The sequence below is a fragment of the Pseudomonas sp. NFX1 genome, from assembly GCF_051123555.1.
Taxonomy (GTDB): domain Bacteria; phylum Pseudomonadota; class Gammaproteobacteria; order Pseudomonadales; family Pseudomonadaceae; genus Aquipseudomonas; species Aquipseudomonas capeferrum.
Map to the genome: position 1 here is coordinate 2,203,570 of NZ_CP169366.1, position 22,063 is coordinate 2,225,632.

At 58.9% G+C, this 22,063-nt stretch carries 19 protein-coding genes and 1 pseudogene; 17 read left to right on the forward strand and 3 right to left on the reverse strand.

Annotated features, from left to right (window positions below):
* Nucleotides 1-8 precede the first annotated feature (8 nt).
* A complete protein-coding gene (locus tag DJ563_RS09605) occupies nt 9-1,355 on the reverse strand; it encodes a dicarboxylate/amino acid:cation symporter (protein ID WP_274098855.1) in 1,347 nt (448 codons plus the stop codon).
* Between the two features lie 194 nt (nt 1,356-1,549).
* On the opposite strand from DJ563_RS09605, the gene DJ563_RS09610 reads away from it, so the two are divergent.
* Together DJ563_RS09610 and DJ563_RS09615 are read left to right on the forward strand one after the other, a co-directional pair.
* Complete coding sequence (locus tag DJ563_RS09610; protein WP_434519370.1) at nt 1,550-2,479, forward strand: LysR substrate-binding domain-containing protein; 930 nt, start codon at nt 1,550-1,552, stop codon at nt 2,477-2,479.
* 334 nt (nt 2,480-2,813) lie between these two features.
* Entirely contained in the window at nt 2,814-3,323 is a 510-nt protein-coding gene (locus tag DJ563_RS09615; protein ID WP_274098857.1) for a ProQ/FinO family protein, read from the forward strand.
* A gap of 138 nt (nt 3,324-3,461) precedes the next feature.
* On the opposite strand, the gene nhaA is transcribed toward DJ563_RS09615, so the two are convergent.
* On the reverse strand, nt 3,462-4,817 hold the full coding sequence (nhaA, locus tag DJ563_RS09620) for a Na+/H+ antiporter NhaA (RefSeq protein ID WP_434519371.1): 1,356 nt from the start codon (nt 4,815-4,817) through the stop codon (nt 3,462-3,464).
* Between the two features lie 247 nt (nt 4,818-5,064).
* Here nhaA and DJ563_RS09625 point away from each other — a divergent pair, with 247 nt between their 5' ends.
* The 14 genes and pseudogenes from DJ563_RS09625 to DJ563_RS09690 all read left to right on the forward strand — a co-directional run bounded on the left by DJ563_RS09625 (nt 5,065) and on the right by DJ563_RS09690 (nt 20,102).
* Entirely contained in the window at nt 5,065-6,060 is a 996-nt protein-coding gene (locus DJ563_RS09625) for a TRAP transporter substrate-binding protein (protein ID WP_274098859.1), read from the forward strand.
* Between the two features lie 63 nt (nt 6,061-6,123).
* On the forward strand, nt 6,124-6,756 hold the full coding sequence (locus DJ563_RS09630) for a TRAP transporter small permease (protein WP_274098860.1): 633 nt from the start codon (nt 6,124-6,126) through the stop codon (nt 6,754-6,756).
* Entirely contained in the window at nt 6,753-8,036 is a 1,284-nt protein-coding gene (gene dctM / locus DJ563_RS09635) for a C4-dicarboxylate TRAP transporter large permease protein DctM (RefSeq protein WP_434519372.1), read from the forward strand. Before DJ563_RS09630 ends, dctM begins: the two co-directional genes overlap by 4 nt.
* A gap of 86 nt (nt 8,037-8,122) precedes the next feature.
* A complete protein-coding gene (locus tag DJ563_RS09640) occupies nt 8,123-9,073 on the forward strand; it encodes a TAXI family TRAP transporter solute-binding subunit (protein WP_434519373.1) in 951 nt (316 codons plus the stop codon).
* 75 nt (nt 9,074-9,148) lie between these two features.
* On the forward strand, nt 9,149-11,176 hold the full coding sequence (locus DJ563_RS09645; RefSeq protein ID WP_434519374.1) for a TRAP transporter permease: 2,028 nt from the start codon (nt 9,149-9,151) through the stop codon (nt 11,174-11,176).
* On the forward strand, nt 11,173-11,601 hold the full coding sequence (locus tag DJ563_RS09650) for a DUF1850 domain-containing protein (RefSeq protein WP_274098864.1): 429 nt from the start codon (nt 11,173-11,175) through the stop codon (nt 11,599-11,601). The genes DJ563_RS09645 and DJ563_RS09650 overlap by 4 nt, the downstream gene beginning before the upstream one ends.
* Before the next feature lie 171 nt (nt 11,602-11,772).
* The gene (locus DJ563_RS09655; RefSeq protein WP_033700140.1) at nt 11,773-12,999 is read left to right on the forward strand and encodes an MFS transporter; all 1,227 of its coding nucleotides are present in this window, start codon (nt 11,773-11,775) and stop codon (nt 12,997-12,999) included.
* A gap of 250 nt (nt 13,000-13,249) precedes the next feature.
* Entirely contained in the window at nt 13,250-15,310 is a 2,061-nt protein-coding gene (locus tag DJ563_RS09660) for a TonB-dependent siderophore receptor (protein WP_434519713.1), read from the forward strand.
* 319 nt (nt 15,311-15,629) lie between these two features.
* A pseudogene (locus DJ563_RS09665) lies at nt 15,630-15,873 on the forward strand (hypothetical protein).
* A gap of 344 nt (nt 15,874-16,217) precedes the next feature.
* Nucleotides 16,218-16,427: a lysozyme inhibitor LprI family protein gene (locus DJ563_RS09670; RefSeq protein WP_434519375.1), complete on the forward strand. Its 210-nt coding sequence runs from the start codon at nt 16,218-16,220 to the stop codon at nt 16,425-16,427.
* Nucleotides 16,428-16,591: 164 nt separating this feature from the next.
* A complete protein-coding gene (locus DJ563_RS09675; protein WP_434519376.1) occupies nt 16,592-17,578 on the forward strand; it encodes a DUF1852 domain-containing protein in 987 nt (328 codons plus the stop codon).
* 26 nt (nt 17,579-17,604) lie between these two features.
* On the forward strand, nt 17,605-18,636 hold the full coding sequence (locus DJ563_RS09680; protein ID WP_434519377.1) for a methionine synthase: 1,032 nt from the start codon (nt 17,605-17,607) through the stop codon (nt 18,634-18,636).
* A 25-nt stretch (nt 18,637-18,661) separates the two neighbouring features.
* Nucleotides 18,662-19,171, forward strand: coding sequence for a flavin reductase family protein (locus DJ563_RS09685; RefSeq protein ID WP_434519378.1), 510 nt, complete (start codon nt 18,662-18,664; stop codon nt 19,169-19,171).
* A 16-nt stretch (nt 19,172-19,187) separates the two neighbouring features.
* A complete protein-coding gene (locus tag DJ563_RS09690; RefSeq protein ID WP_434519379.1) occupies nt 19,188-20,102 on the forward strand; it encodes a LysR substrate-binding domain-containing protein in 915 nt (304 codons plus the stop codon).
* A 591-nt stretch (nt 20,103-20,693) separates the two neighbouring features.
* Here DJ563_RS09690 and DJ563_RS09695 read toward each other — a convergent pair.
* Nucleotides 20,694-20,927: a hypothetical protein gene (locus DJ563_RS09695; protein ID WP_434519380.1), complete on the reverse strand. Its 234-nt coding sequence runs from the start codon at nt 20,925-20,927 to the stop codon at nt 20,694-20,696.
* Nucleotides 20,928-21,142: 215 nt separating this feature from the next.
* Between DJ563_RS09695 and DJ563_RS09700 the strand changes: the two genes are divergently transcribed.
* Nucleotides 21,143-22,048 carry an alpha/beta fold hydrolase gene (locus DJ563_RS09700; RefSeq protein ID WP_434519381.1) on the forward strand — a complete coding sequence of 302 codons (906 nt, stop codon included), beginning with the start codon at nt 21,143-21,145 and terminating at the stop codon, nt 22,046-22,048.
* The last annotated feature ends 15 nt before the right edge of the window (nt 22,049-22,063 follow it).

Sequence of the window (22,063 nt, forward strand, 5' to 3'; positions counted from 1 at the left end):
TTATTTCCTCAGTGCATCACAAGGTGTTTTTTTTCAGGGCTGACGGCAGTTTCTGAAGCCGCCCCCTGTAACGCTTCTTTCTCTGGTTCTGCGCAGGCCTTGCCATCAAGAACCTGGTTCATCCGGTCGCTATCAAGTGCACCAACCCACTTCGCGATGGCCATCGTTCCGACCGCGTTGCCGATGGTGTTGGTGATGGCGCGAGCCTCAGACATGAAACGATCGACGCCGAGCAGCAGCACCATGCCGGCTACCGGAATGTTGTCCATGGTTGCCAAGGTCGCGGCGAGCGTGATGAAGCCTGAGCCAGTTACACCTGCCGACCCCTTCGAGGTGAGCAGCAGTACGCCGAGTACGATCAGTTGATCCATCAGGGACAGCGGGGTGTTGGTGGCCTGGGCGATGAAGATCGCGGCCATGGTGTAATAGATGCACTGGCCGTCAGGATTGAAGGTGAGGCCGGATGGGATAACCAGGCCGACGACTGGCTTAGACACCCCAACCCTTTCCAGCTTGTTCATCATTTGAGGCACCACCGACTCAGATGAACTGGTGCCAAGCACGGTGAACAGTTCTTCGCGCAGGTACTTGAGGAACTTCCACAAGCTGAAGCCCGACATCCGCGCGATGCTGCCCAGGATGATCACCACGAACAGGAAGCAAGTCAGGTACATGGTCGCCATCAGTTTGCCCAGCGACGCGATTGAGCCCAAGCCGTACTTGCCTACGGTGAACGCCATTGCGCCACAGGCTGCCAACGGCGCGACGCGCATGACCAAGCCAACGATGTAGAACATGCCGTGGGAGAAGGCCTCCAGCACGTCGACGACCGGCTTGCCGCGTTCGCCGAGATTGGCCAGGGCAATGCCCAGCAAAGAAGAGAAAAGCAGGATCTGCAGGATCTCATTCTTGGCGAATGCGTCGACTACGCTGCCCGGGATCAGATGGAGTAGGAAGTCGGTGAAACCACCCGTGCCGGTGGCTGCGGCCGAGGTGTAAGTGGAAATCGCTTGGGTGTCCAGGGTCGCAGGATCGATGTTCATCCCCTGTCCCGGTTGCACCAGGTTGACGACAATCAGGCCCAGAACGAGAGCGAAAGTTGACAGTACCTCGAAGTAGATCAGGGCGCGCGCACCTACCCGGCCCAACTCTTTCATGTTTTCCATTTTGGCGATGCCCAGCACCACCGTCGCGAATATGATGGGCGCGAACACCATCTTGATCAGCTTGATAAACGCATCACCCAGCGGCTTCATGTCCACGCCGACCTGCGGCCAGAACACGCCTAGCAGGATGCCGATCGAAACCCCGATCAGAACCTGCACGTACAACTTACCTACCAATCGCTTGGCCATTGCCGTCTCCGAATTATTGTTGTGAGTCGGATGTATGTGGCGACTGGGCTACGTTGCGGGAGGCAATCCTCCTCACAGGCTCGCAGCTAATAGCCCAGATTCTTTGTGGTTAATCACCGCAGGCCTAAGGTAATGGTTTTTTCAGAATGCTGTAATACAATGAAATTAAACTCATTGTTTACCTGGAGTTAACTATGAACCCAGTGTCTGAGCTTGCTTTCTTCAGTCAACTGGTCGGGGCGGGCAGCCTGGCGGCCACCGCTCGCGAGCTGAACCTCACTCCGCCTGCAGTGACGAAGCGTCTTGCGCAATTGGAAAAGCGCCTTGGGGTGCGCTTGCTTAATCGGACGACACGCCGCATCAGCCTCACGGCAGAAGGTGAGACCTATCTGGTTAATGCCAAGCGGATACTCGAGGAGATTGAGGAGATGGAGCGCCAGGTATCAAGCAGCCGCGCTGAACCGAAGGGTTTGCTGCGTGTGAATGCGCCTCTTGGTTTTGGGCGTACCCATGTGGGGCCGGCCATCTCATCCTTCGCTAAGCGTTACCCTGAGGTGCAAGTCCAGCTGCACGTGAGCGACCGTCCAATCCACCTTCCTGATGACGCGATCGATGTGGCTATTCGGTTCGGTGAGCTACCGGACTCCAGACTGATTGCTCGAAAGATTGCCACCAACCGCCGACGTCTCTGTGCCACACCGGGCTATCTCGACACCTTCGGCAGACCGGAGTCTCCACGTGATCTCATGAGGCATAACTGCATAGTGTTGCGGCAAAACGATGCGGCATTTGGCACTTGGCGATTGAGTCGGGGTAGGCAAATTGAGTCCATAAAGGTTCATGGTGGCTTGAGTACCAATGACGGTGAGGTCGCTTTGAATTGGGCCTTGGAGGGGCATGGGATACTGATGCGTGCAGAGTGGAACCTAGCTGATCATTTACGATCCGGCAGGCTTGAAGAGGTGTTAGCGGACTATGAAACGCCTCCGGCGGACATCTATGCCGTTTACTTGGAGCGTCTAAATTTATCTGCGAAAGTGTCCTTTTTCATTGAACACCTCAGGGAGTTTTTCAAGAGCAAGGCAGATGAGCAGGCTAATAGTCTTGCTGCCTGGGCGCGTTGACACTGAATCGCGCCTGTTGTTGTAGCGCATTGAAATGACTGCTTCTGGCCGGTTGCTGCCTTTCGCCAACGAGGTACGACCGGTGCGCCGCCGGCATGTCTACCCGAAGCTGAACGTAAAACCGCCGCAAGAACTGTTTGCGCGGCACAGGGGGAAGCGCTTGAGCGTGAGCTGGACCGCCAACGGTACAACGTCCCTGACAGGTGAGAAATCGCCGAGGCAGTAAGGGCGGGTTCACAGAAAGTGCGGCGATTCATCCTGTTTGAGCTGCTCCCAAGCGCTATATGGAATATCCTTGTGCCACGCAATCAACTTCGAAGCAGTGAACTGAACGATGGGTTTTGAACAACTAGCTGAGCTACGTGACCGCCTAAGGTCGGAAAAACAACAGGTCAAGGCCGATAGCGCGAAACACCCCAAGCGCAAGCCTTCCCCGCAGGCGAAGCCTCGTGCCCAGGATCCTGCGGTGGCGGCGATCTGGCCATTACAGAAGCATTTTCCACTGGCCTTTCCTGTCAACCCGGCCCCGAAGGTGCCGCTCAAGGAGGGTATTTTCAAGGATGCCGAGCAACACCTGGAGCTGCTCGGGTTAACCCGCGAGCAGCTTAAACTGGGTATCTCGACCTGGTGTCGGGGAGCTCGATACTGGGCAAGCATGGTGGAGAATGCACCGCGCTTGGACTTGAATGGGCAAGCATCCGGCATTGTGACCGCCGCACAGGCGCTGCACGCGAAGCAACAAGCTTCGCGACAACGCAGCCAGGGCCGACGGGATCGTGTGAAGTCAAAAACAAGTGCCCCGGCCCCTGCCGCCGATGCCACAGCGGAGCAGACTCCGGACTGAGTTCAATCACGCACCTGCTGTGCTTTTCAAGGCGATGACGCACAGCAGGTGAACATACATGAGGAGATGACAGCGATCTGTCATCTCCTGTTGCACTGCAGGTCCAGCGTCACAGCAGATCTGTGGGCGCGTGCAACGTCAGAGCGTCTTCGCGCAGGCTGAATGATTTCGGCGTACGCTCAGGATTCCCCAGGCGATACCCAGCACGGCGGAAATTACCGATCCGCAAAGCACGCCTACCTTTGCTGCGCCGAGCAGACTGGCATCGGCAAACGCCAATGTGGCGATGAAGATCGACATGGTGAAGCCGATGCCGGCCAGCAAGCCGATCAGGGTGACGCCGGTCCAAGTGACACCCGCTGGCAATGTGCACCACCCCAGACGGACCATCAGCCAGCTCACGCTCAACACCCCGAGTGGTTTACCCGCCACTAATGCAATACCGATACCCAGCATCACCCAATGTGGCGTATCGCTGGACAAGTCGATGCCCTGCAGGTTGACCCCCGCATTGGCCAGCGCAAACAGCGGCATGATCGCGTACGCCACCCAAGGGTGCAGCGCATTTTGTATCCGCACTACCGGCGGCAAAAGCTCGCGCTGAGCCAAACGCAGTCGTTTGAGTGGATCGATTAATTCGTTGATGCCCTGCTCTGGTGCCTTTGCGCTGCCAATCAGCTCCCCGGTAAAGCGTCCGATCGCATCCAGTGGGCGCTCGCGCATTGGCATAGCGGCGACGGGGGTCATCATGCCGAGAATCACACCGGCCAGCGTCGGGTGAGCCCCCGTCATCAGTATCCCGCCCCAGGTCACCGCGCCTGGAAGAATATAGGCATAGGCTGACCCGACCCCTATTTTTTGCAGGCCGATGACCATTGCCAGCCCTACTCCAGCCACTGCGAAACCTGAGTAATCCAACCCGCCCGAGTAAAAGAACGCGATGATCAAGACAGCTATGATGTCGTCGATGATCGCAAGGGCCAACAGGAACACACGGATGTTCGATGGTATCGACTTGCCCAGCAGTGCCAACACGCCCACCGCAAACGCAATGTCAGTGGCGGTGGGCACTGCCCAGCCGTTGTGTTGCGGTGCTTGATGGTTGAATGCCAGGTAGAGCAGCGCAGGGACTGCAACGCCACCCAATGCTGCAGCCATCGGCAAGCTCGCCTGGCGCAGGCTGGACAACGCCCCTTCATGGATCTCGCGGCGGATTTCCATGCCTACAACCAGGAAGAAAATGGTCATCAAACCATCGTTGATCCAAAAATGCAGGGACTGCGAGACGACGTGCGAGCCAATGCCGAATGACACCGCGGTGTGCCACAAGGCTTCGTAGCTGGCAGCGGCTGGGGAGTTGGCCCAGATTAACGCGGCTATGGCGCTAATCAGCAGCACGACGCCACTGACCGCTTCGATATGGAGGAAGCGCTCCAGGTTGGCAAACGCTCGCTGGGCCAGTTGCTGAGCACGGGGCAATTCTACTGTTCGCATAGGCAAGGTCACTCGCGCGCGGCGGCCCGACCGGCGTAACTTTTAACCTGCCTCACCGCCCTATGCGGCTAGCACCCAGGCGAAGTTTACAGAATCATCCTAGGCGTTGCGAACTCCGGATACCCCTCAGGCGTTGGTCATTACCCTGCAATTTGCGGTTTTCTGCCTAGACTGACTGTTGTTCTGTTACGCCAAAGCGCGCGCGGCGTAGAACCCTGGGAAAAATAAAAACGAGAGGATGCTCCTGATGTTCAAATCTCTATCCATCGTCTTCACCTGCGCGTTTGCGCTAGGCACCCTGAGCCTTGCCCATGCGGCAGATCCGGTCATCATCAAGTTCTCGCACGTGGTCGCGGACCAGACGCCCAAGGGGCAAGGCGCCCTGATGTTCAAGAAACTGGTAGAGGATCGCTTGCCCGGCAAGGTCAAGGTCGAGGTCTATCCGAACTCCTCGTTGTTTGGCGACGGCAAGGAGATGGAAGCCCTGTTGCTAGGTGACGTACAGATGATTGCGCCTTCCCTGGCCAAGTTCGAACAGTACACCAAGTCCCTGCAACTTTTCGACCTGCCCTTCCTGTTCAATGACATCGCTGCCGTCAACCGCTTTCAATTGAGTCCCCAGGGCCAGGGGCTGCTGAAGTCGATGGAAAGCAAGAATATTACCGGCCTGGCCTACTGGCACAACGGGATGAAGCAACTGTCGGCCAACAAGCCATTGCGGGTGCCCGCCGATGCCCGTGGTCTGAAGTTCCGGGTGCAGGCGTCCGCCGTACTCGAAGAGCAGTTCAAGGCTGTTCGCGCCAACCCGCGCAAAATGAGTTTTGCCGAGGTTTATCAAGGGTTGCAGACCGGTGTGGTCAATGGTGCGGAAAATCCCTACTCGAATATCTACAGCCAGAAAATGCATGAAGTGCAGAAGTACATCACTGAATCCAACCACGGTGTGCTCGACTACATGCTGATCACCAACACCCGATTCTGGAACGGGTTACCAGCGGACGTACGCAGCGAGCTGGACAAGATCGTTGTAGAAGTCACGGCTCAAGTCAACAAGGAAGCAGAGCAACTCAACGACAGTGACAAGCAACGCATCCTCGCGGCGAAAACCACTGAAATCATCGTCCTGACCCCAGCGCAACGTGAGCAATGGCGAGACGCGATGAAACCGGTCTGGAAAAAGTTCGAGGGCGATATCGGGCCCGAACTGATCCAGGCAGCCGAAACTGCCAACAACGCTCAATGATCGCAAAGGCAGAGGCTGCCGGGGCGGCGTCTGCCAGTCGCCACTCGACGTGAGATACCATCGATGAAAGCGCTTCGGCGAATCTGGGAACACTTCGAGGAAGGCTTTATCGTCTTCCTGCTGGCCGCCATGACATTGGTCACGTTCATTTACGTGATCCTCAACAATTTCTACAGCCTGTTCTATTGGCTTGCCGATCGCTGGCCGAGCGCAAGCACCCCGTTGTTTGTCATCGGCGACGAAATCATGGAAATGGCTCAGGCGATGACCTGGAGCACCGCGCTGACCAAGGCGCTGTTTGGCTGGCTGATCTTTTTCGGGCTTGCCTATGGCGTGCGCACGGGCGGGCATATTGGAGTGGATGCACTCGTCAAACTCACCCGCCGGCCGGTGCAAAAGTTCATCGGTATCGTGGCCTGCTTGTGCTGCCTGGCCTATGCAGGATTGCTCAGTGTCGCCAGCTTCGAATGGATTCAGACGTTGATGATCGCCAGCATCGGCGCCGAGGACCTTGGCCACTTCGGCATCATGCAGTGGCATATCGGGCTGATCGTCCCCTTGGGGTTTGCCTTGGTTTTCATCCGTTTCGCCGAAATCCTTGTGCGCATCTTGCGCAACTACCAGACCGGCCTGGGCCTGGCCGACGAAGCCGCTGACGCGCTGAAGCTCGCCGAGCACGAGGATGACAAGCCATGACCATTGCGTTCTTGTTCGTAGCCCTGTTCGTGCTGATGTTCATCGGCGTTCCCATCGCGATCTCCCTCGGCCTGGCCGGCTCCATGACCATCATTTTCTTCAGCCCAGACTCGGTGCGTTCGCTGGCGATCAAGCTGTTCGAAACCTCGGAACATTACACGCTGCTGGCCATTCCGTTCTTTCTGCTGGCCGGTGCCTTCATGACCACCGGTGGTGTTGCCCGCCGCTTGATCGACTTCGCCAATGCTTGTGTCGGGCACATTCGCGGCGGCCTGGCCATCGCCGCAGTACTGGCCTGCATGTTATTCGCTGCCCTTTCCGGATCCAGTCCGGCGACCGTGGCTGCCGTGGGGTCAATCGCCATTGCCGGTATGGTCCGCTCCGGTTATCCGCAGGCCTTTGGTGCAGGCATTATCTGCAACGCCGGTACGTTGGGCATCCTCATTCCGCCCTCGATCGTGATGGTGGTCTACGCCGCGGCCACGGAGACCTCCGTCGGCAAGCTGTTCATGGCCGGTGTGGTGCCTGGCCTGCTTTTGGGAACAGCGCTGATGGTGGCGATCTATATCGTCGCCGTTAAGAAAAACCTGCCCGCCCTGCCGCGCGCGACATTGCGCGAGCTGCTGGGGACGGCGCGCCAGGCAATCTGGGGCTTGTTGCTGATGGTGATCATCCTGGGCGGCATCTATTCCGGGATGTTCACCCCAACCGAGGCGGCAGCTGTTGCGGCGGTTTACTCGGCGTTCATTGCCTTGTTCGTCTACAAGGACCTGACGTTTCGTGAAACGCCCACAGTCCTGCTGGAATCCGCCAAGCTGAGCATCATGCTGATGTTCATCATCGCCAACGCCATGCTTTTCGCCCATGTACTGACCACCGAACAGCTGCCACAACAGATAACCGCCTGGGTGATCGACGCGGGCCTGACGCCCGTGACCTTTCTGCTGGTGGTCAACATCGTGCTGCTGATTGCCGGTGCGTTCATGGAGCCGTCGGCGATTATCCTGATCTTGGCGCCGATTCTCTTCCCCATTGCCATGAAACTGGGCATCGACCCGATTCACCTCGGCATCATCATGGTCGTCAACCTGGAAATCGGCCTGATCACACCGCCGGTGGGCCTGAACCTGTTCGTCACCTCGGCAGTGACCGGGATGTCATTGCCCGCGACCATCAAAGCGGCGATGCCTTGGCTGATGATTCTTGTGCTGTTCCTGGTGCTGGTTACCTATGTACCTTGGATTTCGCTGGTCCTGCCGGCCTGGCTGGGTATGAGTTGAAGTCGACTGCCCGCCCCCTTTGGCGCTCCGATCAACTACAGTGCAATCACTCTGGATAAAGACATAACAACACGGAGAGGTTCCCCATGCGAGTAAAGACACGCTTCGCCCTACTGGTCGCTGCCACATTGGCAGTCAGCACTTCAGCTCAGGCCGCACCCGTGTTCATCAACATTCTCACCGGTGGGACCAGCGGAGTTTACTACCCGATCGGTGTCGGCTTGTCGCAGATCTACAGCGATGGCATTGCCGGCTCCAAGACCTCGGTCCAAGCCACCAAGGCCTCGGTGGAGAACCTGAACCTGCTGCAGGCTGGTCGAGGCGAGCTAGCGCTGGCGCTGGGCGATTCGGTTGCCGATGCCAAAAACGGTGTGGAGGACGCAGGCTTCAAGACACCGCTGACCAAATTGCGCGCCCTTGGCGGGGCCTACCCCAACTACATTCAAATTGTTGCCAGCAAGGAATCAGGGATCAAGACGCTGGCCGATCTCAAAGGCAAGACGATCTCGGTCGGGGCACCCAAGTCCGGTACTGAGCTGAACGCCCGTGCGATCTTCAAGGCTGCGGGGCTTACCTATCAGGACATGGGTAAAGTGCAATACCTGCCGTTTGCTGAATCCGTCGAACTGATCAAGAACAGGCAACTGGACGCGACCCTGCAATCGTCCGGGTTGGGCATGGCTGCGATTCGCGACCTGGCCTCTGTCATGCCCCTCAACTACGTCGCCATCCCGCCTGAGGTGGTCACGAAGATTGGCAACCCGGCCTATCAGAGCGAAATGATTCCGGCCAACACGTATGACGGGCAAACCGAGGCGGTGCCGACGGTTGCCATCACCAACATACTGGTGACCCGCGCAGACATGTCCGATGAAGTCGTCTACGAGATGACCAAGCTCTTGTTCGAAAACCTGCCACGGCTGGGTAACTCACATTCGGCAGCCAAGGACATCAAACTGGAAAGCGCAGCCAAGAATCTGCCAATTGCACTGCACCCAGGCGCCGAACGCTACTACAAGGAAAAGGGCGCGCTGTAGCTGCACGAGGCGCAGTGGGTTGTATTGCCACTGCGCCATCGATTCTTTCCAGTGTGGCCATGAGGCAGGCAATCAATGAGTGACGAGCATCAGGGTATTTCCGCAAACCCGCGGGACTGGCCAAGAACCTTGTTTTATGTAGCGTTGCTGTTTTCGATTTTCCAGATCGTCACCGCAGCCTTCTCCCCCATTTCAAGCCAGGTGCTGCGTGCGGTACACGTCGGTTTCCTGCTCTGGGTGGTATTCCTCAGCTATCCAGCCCATGGCAAGGCCCGCCCCTGGCAACCGCTGGCTTGGCTGCTCAGCCTGGCTGGCATCGTCACCGCCCTGTATCAATGGGTGTTCGAGGCAGACCTGATCCAGCGCTCCGGCGACCTGACGCCAGCTGACATGGTGATCGGCGTGCTGCTGATCGCGCTGATCTTTGAAGCCGCTCGACGGGTGATGGGCATTGCACTGCCAATCATCTGTGGCTTGTTCCTGGCCTACGGCTTGTTCGGTGAATACTTGCCCGGCGAACTGGCCCACCGAGGCTATGGTTTCGACCAGGTCATCAATCAACTGTCCTTCGGCACTGAAGGGCTCTATGGGACACCCACCTACGTTTCGGCTACCTATATCTTCTTGTTCATCCTGTTCGGCGCCTTCCTGGAGCAAGCAGGCATGATCAAGCTGTTTACCGACTTCGCCATGGGCTTGTTCGGTCACAAGCTGGGAGGACCGGCCAAGGTCGCCGTCGCTTCATCCGCGTTGATGGGGACCATCACTGGCTCAGGCATTGCCAACGTGGTGACCACGGGGCAATTCACCATCCCGCTGATGAAGCGCTTTGGTTATCGGGCCGCATTTGCCGGCGGCGTGGAAGCTACCTCCAGCATGGGCAGCCAGATAATGCCGCCAGTCATGGGCGCGGTTGCCTTCATCATGGCCGAAACCATCAATGTGCCGTTCGTGGAAATTGCCAAAGCGGCGTTGATACCCGCCATGCTGTATTTCGGCTCGGTGTTCTGGATGGTCCATCTGGAGGCCAAGCGTTCCAACCTCAAAGGCTTGCCCAAAGACCAATGCCCCAGCGCTTTCGGCGCGGTAAAGGAAAGCTGGTACCTGCTGATTCCTCTAGTAGTGCTGGTTTACCTGCTGTTTTCCGGGCGTACCCCGCTGTTCTCCGGCATGGTCGGGTTAGCCTTGACCGCCATTGTCATCCTCGGCTCGGCGATCATTCTCAGGGTGCAGAGCTTCGGCTTGCGCTGTGCATTCTGGATTGCGCTGGGTATTCTCTGCACAGGCTTTTTTCAACTCGGTATCGGTGTGATTTTTGCGGTCGTTGCCGTGCTGATGGTGTTTTGCTGGTTTATCAAGGGCGGCCGGGAAACCCTGACCATTTGCCTGCACGCGTTGGTCGAAGGTGCACGGCATGCGGTTCCGGTGGGGATCGCCTGCGCACTGGTGGGGGTGATCATCGGCATCGTCTCGCTCACAGGCGTTGCTTCAACCTTTGCCGGTTACATATTGGCGATCGGCCGGGAGAACCTGCTGCTGTCACTGATATTGACGATGATCACCTGCTTGGTGCTAGGCATGGGTATCCCAACCATCCCCAACTACATCATCACCAGCTCGATCGCAGCCCCTGCGCTGCTGGAACTGGGCGTGCCGCTAATTGTGTCGCACATGTTCGTGTTCTATTTCGGGATCCTCGCCGATCTGACCCCACCGGTCGCCCTCGCCTGTTTCGCCGCAGCCCCCATCGCCAAAGAAAGCGGATTCAAGATCAGCCTGTGGGCGGTACGCATTGCCCTGGCAGGTTTCGTCATCCCATTCATGGCGGTCTATAACCCGGCGCTGATGCTGCAGGGCGATAATCTGTGGATGACGGCCTACATGTTGATCAAGACCCTTCTGGCAGTCGGCCTCTGGGGAGTAGCGTCCACCGGTTACCTGCAACAGAAAATGGCCATCTGGGAGCGCTTGTTGAGTTTGGGTGCGGGGGCCTTGTTGATCGTGGCGCTGCCGCTGACCGACGAGATCGGTTTCGCGCTTGGGATTCTGGTATTGCTGCAGCATGTCTGGAGGTCCAGGCACGCAGGGACGGCGAACGCATGATCGGCTTGTGCCTGGGGCTGGATGGCGGGGTCTGGGCGCAACTGCCGGTGTCCCATTTCACCCTGGCATGGAATCACAGCATCGAGAAGATACGCTGGGAGGAAGACTATCGCCTCACCCGCGAAGGCCTGGTGTTGGAAGGCGCCAGGATTCGAGGTAATGGTGCAGGCATGGAGATACCCGATGATGCTCGATTGGAGCTGGGCAGTTGGCATTTCAAGCGCACATTGCCGCCCCTGCAACCTTTGAAACTAGGACGCACCCCCGAAGCTGGCGACTATCAGCTATGCCTTGAGCAGGTGTGTCACGCCATGAGCCATTGGGTTGGACCGCCCTCAACCACCCAGCCCTTCATACAGCTGTGGCGTTGCGAGACAGATGGACATTCGGTACGGAACACCCATTCCTATCGAGCCACCTACTGAAAGCCGCCGCGCTGTAGCAGACGCTCTGCATTGGGCGTCTTATCGATCGTACTGATGATTACTATCGAGCGGCGCGCCTGTGTGGTGGCGCCCACCCACTCGTATAATCGCCTTCAATTTTCGCCCTCTCCTCGCCTGCTGCAGGCGACATCCCCCTTGGAACCCAGCATCATGCCAAGCGACAGCCAGGCCCCTAGCGGCCTTCCCGAACATAACCAACAAAGCGTCAAACAGCAGTGGCTGGCGATTCTTTCGGTCGCCGTGGGTGCCTTCGCCCTGGTCACCAGTGAGTTTCTGCCGGTGGGCGTGCTCAACGACGTTGCCAGCGACCTCGGCATCAGCGCAGGCCAGGCCGGCCTGATGGTGACCCTGCCCGGCATCATGGCCGCCCTCGCCGCCCCTTTGCTGTCGGTCGGCATTGGCGCCATGGACCGCCGTTACCTGCTGATCGGCCTGACGCTGATCATGATCATCGCCAACGCGGTGGTGGCCTACGCCAGTGACTTCAGCCTGCTGCTGTTCGGCCGCGTCCTGCTGGGCGTGAGCATCGGCGGCTTCTGGGCCACGGCCATTGCCCTCAGCGGCCGCCTGGCACCCAAAGGCGTGGGCGTTGCCCAGGCCACCTCTATCATCATGGTCGGGGTAACCCTGGCCACCGTGCTGGGCGTGCCCGTGGGCACCTGGCTGAGTGGCCTGATGGGCTGGCGCATGACCTTCCTGGTTACCGCGCTGGTGGGCGTGCCGGTGCTGCTGGCGCAGGTCCTGCTGCTACCGCGGCTCAACCCGGACAAGGCCATCCGCATCAGTGACCTGCCGGCCCTGTTCATCAACCCACAAGCGCGGGTTGGGTTGATTGCGGTATTGCTGATTGGCCTGGCGCACTTTGCCGCGTACACCTATGTGGCACCCTTCTTCAAACAGAACGCCGGCTTCGATGGGCCGACGATTGGCTCGCTGCTGTTGCTGTATGGCGTGGCCGGGGTAATCGGCAACATCTTCGCCGGCTTCGCCGCCAACCGCAGCGTGCGCCACACCCTGATGCTGGTGGCCGTGATGATTGGCGTCAGCACCGCCCTGTTCCCCCACTTCGCCACGGGCATGACCGGCGCTGCAATGTTGATCGCACTGTGGGGCTTCGCCTTCGGCGCCTTCCCGGCGTGTGCCAGTATCTGGATGTTTGTGGTCGCACCAAAGGATGTCGAACGCGGCATGCCCCTGTTCGTGGCGATGTTCCAGGTGATTATTGCGCTGGGCTCGTTCTTTGGCGGGCAGATCGTCGACCAGTTGGGCAGCTCGGTGCTATTGAGCCTGGCCACGGCCCTGGTGGGCTGCGGCTTTGTCACCGTGCTGGTGCTGGGGCGTAGCGTCACTAACCGATTGGCCGTTCAGCCCTGCTGACAGGCCGTAGTAAAAAACCGGCATCAATCCCCGAGCGGGTACTCACCCGCTCCGGCGTTCGTCCACCTTGCCGCTGTGGCCATTTCGCCACATGAAGGTGTATGAATAAAAGTTAACGGAACCTGCTTGGCAAATGGGTTAGTTTCTCATTAACAGTTAGAAACACTTCCCGTTAGCATCTACGCCCCAGGACTTCCCCTTGAAACGCCACCTCCCCGCCAGTCTCCTGCTGGCCGGCGCGTGCAGCGCCATGCCCATTGTTCATGCGGCCGACGACCTCACACTGCCTGCCACCCAGATCGAAAGCACCCGGGACAGCGGCGACGGCCCAAGCCAGGGCTATGAAGGCAAGCCATCGACCAGCACCACCAAACTGGGCCTGACCGACAAGCAAACGCCACAGGCAGTGACGACCATCACCCGGCAGGAGCTGGACGATTTCAAGATCACCGGTATCAAGGACGCGCTGCGTGCAGCGCCGTCGGTGACCGTGGAGCAAACCGAAAGCGACCGTACCGAGTTCACCTCGCGCGGCTTTGACATCAATACGTTCGAATACGACGGCATGGGCATGCCCTTCGTAAGCACGGTGCTGGTAGGCGACCAGGACCTGGCCGAGTACGAGCAGATCGACGTGCTGCACGGCGCCAATGGTTTGATGAGTGGCGCGGGCAACCCGTCCGCCACGGTCAACTTCGTGCGCAAACGCCCGACCGACACCTTCCAGGCACAGATCGACACCAGTGTCGGCTCTTGGGACAGCCGTCGCGTGGACGTCGACGTTGCCGGCCCACTTACTGATGCCGGCAATGTGCGTGGCCGTTTCATCTACTCCCATGACAAGGGCAACTCATGGATGGACCGCTACAGCCACGAGCGCAACGTTGCCGCAGGCCTGCTGGCATTCGACGTGTCCGACACCGACACCGTGACGGTGGGTTTTTCCCAGCACAACAGCGACTCCAACGGCAGCACCTGGGGCAACCTGCCGCTGGTCGACAGCGCGGGCAATGCCATCCACTACAGCGGCCGCAGTAACAGCATCGGCCAACCGTGGACCTACTGGAACCTGCACACCCAGCGCACGTTCGTCGAACTCAAGCATGACTTTGGCAATGACTGGAACGCCACGCTCACCGCCACCGGTGTGCAGGAAAAGCAGAACACCAACATGCTGTACGTCGGCTCGGTCAGCGGTGACGACGCCCTGGCGTATGCCAACCACACCAGCAGCGAAGCTCACCAACTGCTGGGCGAGGCCAAGGTGCAGGGGCCGTTCAGCCTGTTCGGGCGCGAGCATCAGCTGACCTTCGGCGCTGCGTATGGGCGCACCCATCAGAAAGGTCACGAGTACGACGAAAACCTGGAAGACGGCAGCGCCTTCAATACCTCGTTCGCGGGCATTCTGGCGGGCACTACGCCCATGCCATCGTTCGGCGTCACCAGCGAAGGCCTGTCGCAAAACTTCGAAGACACGCAGAAGAGCGTATTTGCCGGGGCGCGTTTCAGCTTGGCCGATGACCTGCACTGGATCGTCGGTGCGCGCATGCTCAGCGCCGACGGCAAGGGTGAAAGCTACGGCACCGAGCACTCCACCCGCGCCCACGGCAAAGTGACGCCTTACACCGGCCTGGTCTACGACCTGAATGACGCCTGGAGTGTCTACGGCAGCTGGACCAAGATCTACAACCCGCAATACAACGTGGTTGGCACCGATGGCACCCTGCTCGACCCGCTGGAAGGCAAAAGCATGGAGCTCGGCGTCAAGGGCAGCGTGATGGACGAGCGCCTGCACGTGACGGCTGCGGTGTTCAAGACCGAGCAACGCAATGTGGCCGTGGATGCAGGGTTCGACGGGGTTCAGGAAGTCTACACACCGGGCGACTTCAAGAGCCACGGCGTCGAGTTGCAGGCCTCCGGCGAAGTGGTGCCTGGCCTGGACCTGCTCGGCGGCTACACCTATGTGCGCATCGACGATGACAACGGCGAACGGGCACGCAAATACGTGCCGACGCACAGCGTGCGCGCCATGGCCACCTACCGCCTGCCGGGCCTGCCGCAGATGAAAGTGGGTGCCCGTGCAAGCTGGCAAACCGCAGTGGAAAACGACAGCAACAGCGCCATCCACCAGAACGCTTACGGGTTGGTTGACCTGATGACCAGCTACGACATCGACAGCAACTGGAGCACTTCGCTGAACCTGAACAACGTCACCGACCGCAAATACCTGCTGTCGCTGTACGACAACGCCACCACTGCCAGCTATGGCGCGCCGCGCAACGTGACGGCGTCGGTGACCTGGAAGTATTGATCGGGGGTTTGCTTTTCAGTGATGAATAATCAGATATAACCCCTTCCTTGTAGGCCTTTTCCCAAACATACTCCTGCCGCCTTTTATCCGTTGCGGCCGCTCAGGCACCGCTCTAGTCTCGGCCTGTCGCTGCAAACAGCGATCGGCTTTGACAGGCTGCGACGGTACATGGCACAGCTCGTCCTTATGGCGGCTGTACGTGCGGGCACGCTTGCGTGCGCCGGAACTTGCTATGTCCGCCGGTCTGTCAACCCACGTACAGCTGCCACCCTTCTGTTTGACAGCAGGCAGGTGACCGCATCTCTAAAAGGACGTAGTCATGCTCAAGATCGTTCCCGATCCACCCCACAACCACCACTCTCTCGAAGACACCCTCATCCAGGCTGTGGACTACGCGCTGTGCGCACAGACCGTGTGCCCATCAGGCGATTCTGCTGCAGCCCAAATCACCCGTGTCGATCCTGATGATGACAACCATGCATGAGCTGGAGGCGCTGCGTGTGCTGCTTGAGTCGGCGTTGATTCAGGTGCAGATGCCAGCAGAGCCGCGTACTCGGCATTAAGGGCCTATGCGATGTGTTGCCTGGCTTGGCATTTTCAGCGCCTATCAGATCGAGCGCCGCCCGCGCGGCGCATCGCGAGCAAGCTCGCTCCTACATTCGTTTCGGGCCAGTCACGCCTGTGCCAACGCACGCGACCGCCTTGTTTGTCCGACACATTATTGAGGCGGACGCCAAGGGGCCGCGCGCCAATGCCTCAGGAATAATTGGCCCGAAACGGATGTAGGAGCGAGCTTGCTCGCGATGCGCCGCGCGGGCGGCGCTCGATCTCCGCCCCACCTCCAAACCCAAGACAGGCGCCTAGCCGCCATCACCCTATCTCCCGACAAGCACATAGCGGCCGCACATTGGATAATCTCAAGCCCAAAGCGCCCAATGACTCAGAGCGGGTTCCAGAAATGCTTCAACAGTCTCAGGCACTCTGGGAGCAATACGCCGAGGCGGAATGCAATGGGTTATACGAACAGAGTATCGCTGGGACTATTCGGGGTTCCGTTTCGCAATATTGCAGATACCGCATGGCCCTCCAGCGCCTGACTGAATTGGACGAATGGTGAGTGGTCAGAATTTTTACCGTACAAGGATGTCACGGTCATCGCCACCGCCATCATGAAGATGGCTAAAGCCCCTGTGAAATCAATTCAGTACCCCTCGATCAGGCCGCAACCTAGAATACGTCTCAACTAGAGAGCCTATAAATATTCGAGTGGGACAGCCGACCATGACGACCACAGATTTCAACTTTTCCATCAAGACCATTCGTTTCGACGAACATTATCACCCCGCCGAAAACACACGCCTCACGACCAACTTCGCCAACCTGGCGAGGGGCGCGAGCCGCCAGGAAAACTTGCGCAACACCCTGGGGATGATCGACAACCGCTTCAACGCCCTGGCGCATTGGGACAACCCAAAAGGCGACCGTTACAGCGTCGAGCTTGAGATAATTTCCGTCGCGATGACGATCGATGCTGAACGCAGCGATCACCCCCTGCCCTTGATTGAAATACTGAAAACCCACATCGTCGACCGAAAAACCGGCGAGCGCATCGCCGGCATGGTGGGGAACAATTTTTCGTCCTACGTGCGCGATTACGACTTCAGCGTACTGCTACTGGGGCACAACAAAAACCAGCCAGCGTTCAGCACACCTGAGCATTTTGGCGAGCTGCATGGCAAGCTGTTCAAGCGCTTCGTGAACTCCGCCACCTACAAACAGCACTTTGCCAAGCCCCCGGTCATCTGCCTGAGCGTGTCGAGCAGCAAGACTTACCATCGCACTGAAAACCAGCACCCGGTGCTGGGCTTTGAATACCAGCAAGATGAATATTCCTTGACCGATGAATATTTCGGGAAGATGGGATTGAAAGTGCGTTACTTCATGCCTGCGAACAGCGCTGCGCCGTTGGCTTTCTATTTCTCCGGCGATTTGCTCAGTGACTACAGCAACCTTGAGCTGATCAGCACCATCAGCACCATGGATACCTTCCAAAAAATCTACCGCCCCGAAATCTACAATGCCAATTCGGTGGCAGGAAAGTCCTACCAGCCCAGCTTGAAGCACGAAGATTATTCGCTGACACGCATTGTTTATGATCGGGAAGAGCGTAGCCGGCTGGCTATTGAACAGGGACGATTTGTCGAAGAGCACTTCATCAAACCTTACCACGCCATGCTTGAGCAGTGGTCCGCCAACTACGCTTCCTGACTTACGCAAATACAAGGTCTTCTTTCATGAAAAATCTGTTACCCACGTCGACTGCCGGCAGTTTGCCTAAACCCTCTTGGCTCGCACAACCCGAGACACTTTGGTCCCCCTGGAAGTTGCAGGACGAGGCGTTGACCGAAGGCAAACAGGATGCACTGCGCCTGTCATTGCAAGAGCAGCAACACGCCGGCATTGATATCGTCAGTGATGGCGAGCAAACGCGCCAACACTTTGTGACGACCTTCATCGAGCACCTCAGCGGCGTTGATTTCGAGAAACGTGAAACCGTGCGTATCCGCGATCGCTACGACGCAAGCGTACCGACGGTGGTGGGGGCTGTCGCTCGGCAAAAGCCCGTGTTTGTAGAAGATGCCAAGTTTTTGCGTCAGCAAACCCGGCAGCCCATCAAATGGGCGCTGCCAGGCCCCATGACCATGATTGATACGCTGTACGACAACCATTACAAAAGCCGCGAAAAACTGGCGTGGGAATTTGCCAAGATTCTCAACCAGGAAGCCCTTGAGCTAGAGGCTGCCGGTGTGGACATCATCCAGTTCGATGAACCCGCCTTCAATGTCTTCTTCGACGAAGTCAATGACTGGGGTGTGGCCACGCTGGAAAGGGCCATTGAAGGCCTCACATGTGAAACGGCCGTCCATATTTGCTATGGCTATGGCATCAAAGCCAACACCGACTGGAAAAAGACCCTGGGCAGTGAGTGGCGCCAATATGAAGAAGCGTTCCCCAAACTGCAAAAATCCAGCATCGATATCATCTCGCTGGAATGCCACAACTCGCACGTCCCGCTGGACCTGATGGAACTCATCCGCGGTAAAAAAGTGATGGTAGGCGCCATTGACGTGGCGAACCACACCATTGAAACCCCCGAGGAAGTCGCGGCTACCCTGCGCAAAGCACTGCAATTCGTAGATGCCGACAAACTCTACCCGTGCACCAACTGTGGCATGGCCCCATTACCTCGCCAGGTCGCCAGGGGCAAGCTGAATGCGCTGAGTGCAGGCGCAGACATCGTGCGCAGAGAACTCCTGGCCCATTAAAGGCCCCCTCACGTCAGGACCTACCATGTCACTTCCCAGTACTGCCATCGCGCCCTCGCGCTTTCGCGAAGCGCTCGGGCACTACGCGTCCGGTATCACGGTGATCACCTCGCTCATCGATGGCGCGCCGATTGGCTTCACCTGCCAGTCGTTCTATAGCGTGTCGATGAGGCCGCCGCTGGTGTCATTCAGCGTGATGGCCAGTTCGGCCAGCTACCCCGGCATTCGCCAGGCGGGCCGCTTCGCGGTCAATATCCTTTCAGGTGAACAGGTGGGGATTTCCAACCAGTTCGCCCGCAAAGGCGCGGACAAATGGCATGGGGTCAAGTGGCAGGCGTCGCCGCTGGGTAATCCGGTCATTGCCGGCAGCCTGCACTGGCTGGATTGCGAGATTCACGCCGAACACGCAGCCGGTGACCACGTGATCGTGATTGGCGAAGTGAAAGCGCTGAACGTGCAGGACGCCGCAGCGACGCAACCCTTGCTGTATTTCAAAGGACAATATCGCAACCTCGCCGCGCATTGCGCGGTTTGAGCGTTGCCCTCTTCTCATGATCGACTTGAGACACCTACGCACCCTTTATGCCCTGCGCGAAACGGACAGCCTGCCCGAGGCTGCCGAGTACCTGCACCTGACGCAATCGGCGCTCTCGCACCAGTTCCGGGAGCTGGAAAGTCGCCTCGGCATGCCCGTGTTCGTGCGCAAGTCCAAGCCGGTGCGCTTCACCACGGCCGGCCTCAAGCTGTTGCAATTGGCCGACCAGGTGCTGCCGCTGATTCGCACGACGGAGCGCAAGCTGAGCAAACTGGTTGGCGGTACGGCCGACCGGCTGCACATCGCCATCGAGTGCCACAGCTGCTACCAATGGTTGATGCCCTCGGTGGACGATTTCCGCGAGGCATGGCCAGAGGTTGAACTGGACCTGGCCTCAGGGTTGTCGTTCGCGCCACTGCCGGCCCTGGAACGGGGGGACCTCGACCTGGTGGTGACCTCCGACCCGGTGACCTTGCCAGGTATCACCTACGTGCCGCTGTTCGGCTACGAGGCAATGCTGGCCATCGACAAGCACCACTCCCTGCGCGAAAAGCCCTACCTGGAACCCGCCGACATCGCCAGCCAGACCCTGATCACATACCCGATCGAGCGCAACCGCCTGGACATCTTCACCCGCTTCTTCGACCCCGCCGACCTCGAGCCCGCCCAGGTACGCACCGCCGAAATGACCGTGATGATGATGCAGCTGGTGGCCAGCGGCCGCGGGGTTTGCTGCCTACCGAACTGGGCGGTGCATGAATACACCTCGCGCGGCTATGTCATTGCCAAGCGCCTGGGCGAGAAAGGGCTGCAAGCCACGCTATTCGCGGCGGTTCGCAGCGATATGCTGGAAATGCCCTACATGAGGGACTTCCTGCTTACAGCAAAAGATATTTCCTTTGCGACGTTGGAGGGCGTCAATGCGGTATGAGGCCCGTTGCCTGATAGCTATGGCTCGTAAACTGTTGGTCAACACAGGCTAGTAATGTTGGGGAAGTGGGGCTGCCATGTGCTTGTCGGGGTATAGGGTGAGGGCAGCTAGATGCCTGTCTTGGGTTTGGAGGTGGGGCGGATATCGAGCGCCGCCCGCGCGGCGCATCGCGAGCGAAGCTCGCTCCTACATCTGTTTCGGGCCAGTCACGCCTGTGCCAGCGTGCGCGACCAACTTGTTTGTACGGCTCGATATTGAGTCGAACGCCAAGGGCGCGCGCGGTGGCTTCAGGAATAACTGGCCCGAAACAAATGTAGGAGCGAGCTTCGCTCGCGATGCGCCGCGCGGGCGGCGCTCGATATCCGCCCCACCTCCAAACCCAAGACAGGCACCTAGCTGCCCTCACCCTATACCCTGACACGGCTCACCATCGGCAGTCCATTTTGTGGGAGCGGGCTTGCCCCGCGAAGAGGCCGAGCCAGAAAATGGGGTTGACTGGCACGGGCTACGCCCGTGTTCGCGGGGCTAGCCCGCTCCCACAGACGGCAGGAAGAACGACTACGGCCAGGCGTAGGCAGCATGTGAGCCGCCCTAGCTGTCACCCTCCTGCACAGTAACCCTCACCCCCGTGCTTGCAATTTCATACTCGGATTCAGAAATCCTGCGCACCGCCCCACCAAACTGCATCTCGAAATGCTTCAGCCCTTCATGCCGAATCATGCCATGTGGCGAGCGCTCAATCGTCTCGTCTTGATAAATGTTGATCACGTAGACCACGTTATCCGTACCCACCCCGACGATCTTCCCAACATATTTATCTGCCATGTCCGCACTCCCTGAGTAAACCCCACAGTTGCTGCAACTGAGATGCTGACTGTTCAAGGATGTGCGCAATGGCGGTAGGGGTCTGTACGCTACCGAACAGACCCCTCACGTCATTCTGCCAGCCGACGCCGAAGACGCAGGGCTGGATGTTATCCTCGACACTTCAACCCGTTTGGCGGTATTGGACGGCGAACGAAGGACAAAAGGAAAATGTCATGCGCACACGCACCCTCCTCGCGGCAATCGGTACCGCTTTCACCTTGATCTCAGCCCCGGCATCAGCCACCCAGCCCGCAGCGCAGGCGTCGGCAACGTTGAGCAAAGACCGCATCTCGGTAACCGTTGAGGGCGCCGGCCCGGATGTCATCCTGATCCCGGGCTTGGCGTCTTCCCGCGAAGTGTGGCAAGACCTGGCCGCCAGGCTAAAGCATAGCTACCGCCTGCACCTGGTGCAGGTCGCAGGCTTTGCTGGAGCACCGGCCGTCTCCAACCCGCAAGGCAATGTGGCCGACCCAACGGCCGAGGCCATCGCTGACTACATCCGCACCCAGCACCTCAAGGCCCCGGTGATCATTGGCCACTCACTGGGTGGCGAGGTGGCGCTGATGCTCGGTGCGCGTCATCCCGACCAGGTCGCACGCCTGATGATCGTCGATGCCCTGCCCTTCTACACCCTGCTGATGGACCCCGCCGCCACTCGCGAAACTGCCGCACCGCATGCAGCGGCGTTCCGTGATGCGCTGCTGGCGTCACCGCCGGCGCAAACCGAGGCCATGCAGCGCGCCTCCATAGCCCGCCTGGCAAAAAGCGAAGCGGCCAGGCCTGCACTGCTTGCGGCGGCGCTAGGCTCGGACCGGCAGACCACGGCGGATGCCACGTATGAACTGATGACCACCGACCTGCGCCCTGAGCTCGGGCGCATCCAGGTGCCGGTAGAGGTCGTCTATGCCTACGACCCCCTCTACGGCATACCGGCTGCCAACGTCGAGGCGACTTTCCGCAACGCCTACGCCACCACCCCACACATCAGCTTCAAGCGCATTGACGACAGCTTCCACTTCGTCATGCTCGACCAGCCGCAGGCGTTCGCCACCGCAGTCACCGATTTTCTGCAACCGTAGCGGTCGCTTGCCGCA

What these genes read in the sequence shown, in the direction of transcription:
- DJ563_RS09605 (WP_274098855.1), bottom strand. Translation starts at nt 1,355, where the DNA reads ATGGCCAAGCGATTGGTAGGTAAGTTGTACGTGCAGGTTCTGATCGGG.
- DJ563_RS09610 (WP_434519370.1), top strand. Translation starts at nt 1,550, where the DNA reads ATGAACCCAGTGTCTGAGCTTGCTTTCTTCAGTCAACTGGTCGGGGCG.
- DJ563_RS09615 (WP_274098857.1), top strand. Translation starts at nt 2,814, where the DNA reads ATGGGTTTTGAACAACTAGCTGAGCTACGTGACCGCCTAAGGTCGGAA.
- nhaA (WP_434519371.1), bottom strand. Translation starts at nt 4,817, where the DNA reads ATGCGAACAGTAGAATTGCCCCGTGCTCAGCAACTGGCCCAGCGAGCG.
- DJ563_RS09625 (WP_274098859.1), top strand. Translation starts at nt 5,065, where the DNA reads ATGTTCAAATCTCTATCCATCGTCTTCACCTGCGCGTTTGCGCTAGGC.
- DJ563_RS09630 (WP_274098860.1), top strand. Translation starts at nt 6,124, where the DNA reads ATGAAAGCGCTTCGGCGAATCTGGGAACACTTCGAGGAAGGCTTTATC.
- dctM (WP_434519372.1), top strand. Translation starts at nt 6,753, where the DNA reads ATGACCATTGCGTTCTTGTTCGTAGCCCTGTTCGTGCTGATGTTCATC.
- DJ563_RS09640 (WP_434519373.1), top strand. Translation starts at nt 8,123, where the DNA reads ATGCGAGTAAAGACACGCTTCGCCCTACTGGTCGCTGCCACATTGGCA.
- DJ563_RS09645 (WP_434519374.1), top strand. Translation starts at nt 9,149, where the DNA reads ATGAGTGACGAGCATCAGGGTATTTCCGCAAACCCGCGGGACTGGCCA.
- DJ563_RS09650 (WP_274098864.1), top strand. Translation starts at nt 11,173, where the DNA reads ATGATCGGCTTGTGCCTGGGGCTGGATGGCGGGGTCTGGGCGCAACTG.
- DJ563_RS09655 (WP_033700140.1), top strand. Translation starts at nt 11,773, where the DNA reads ATGCCAAGCGACAGCCAGGCCCCTAGCGGCCTTCCCGAACATAACCAA.
- DJ563_RS09660 (WP_434519713.1), top strand. Translation starts at nt 13,250, where the DNA reads ATGCCCATTGTTCATGCGGCCGACGACCTCACACTGCCTGCCACCCAG.
- DJ563_RS09675 (WP_434519376.1), top strand. Translation starts at nt 16,592, where the DNA reads ATGACGACCACAGATTTCAACTTTTCCATCAAGACCATTCGTTTCGAC.
- DJ563_RS09680 (WP_434519377.1), top strand. Translation starts at nt 17,605, where the DNA reads ATGAAAAATCTGTTACCCACGTCGACTGCCGGCAGTTTGCCTAAACCC.
- DJ563_RS09685 (WP_434519378.1), top strand. Translation starts at nt 18,662, where the DNA reads ATGTCACTTCCCAGTACTGCCATCGCGCCCTCGCGCTTTCGCGAAGCG.
- DJ563_RS09690 (WP_434519379.1), top strand. Translation starts at nt 19,188, where the DNA reads ATGATCGACTTGAGACACCTACGCACCCTTTATGCCCTGCGCGAAACG.
- DJ563_RS09695 (WP_434519380.1), bottom strand. Translation starts at nt 20,927, where the DNA reads ATGGCAGATAAATATGTTGGGAAGATCGTCGGGGTGGGTACGGATAAC.
- DJ563_RS09700 (WP_434519381.1), top strand. Translation starts at nt 21,143, where the DNA reads ATGCGCACACGCACCCTCCTCGCGGCAATCGGTACCGCTTTCACCTTG.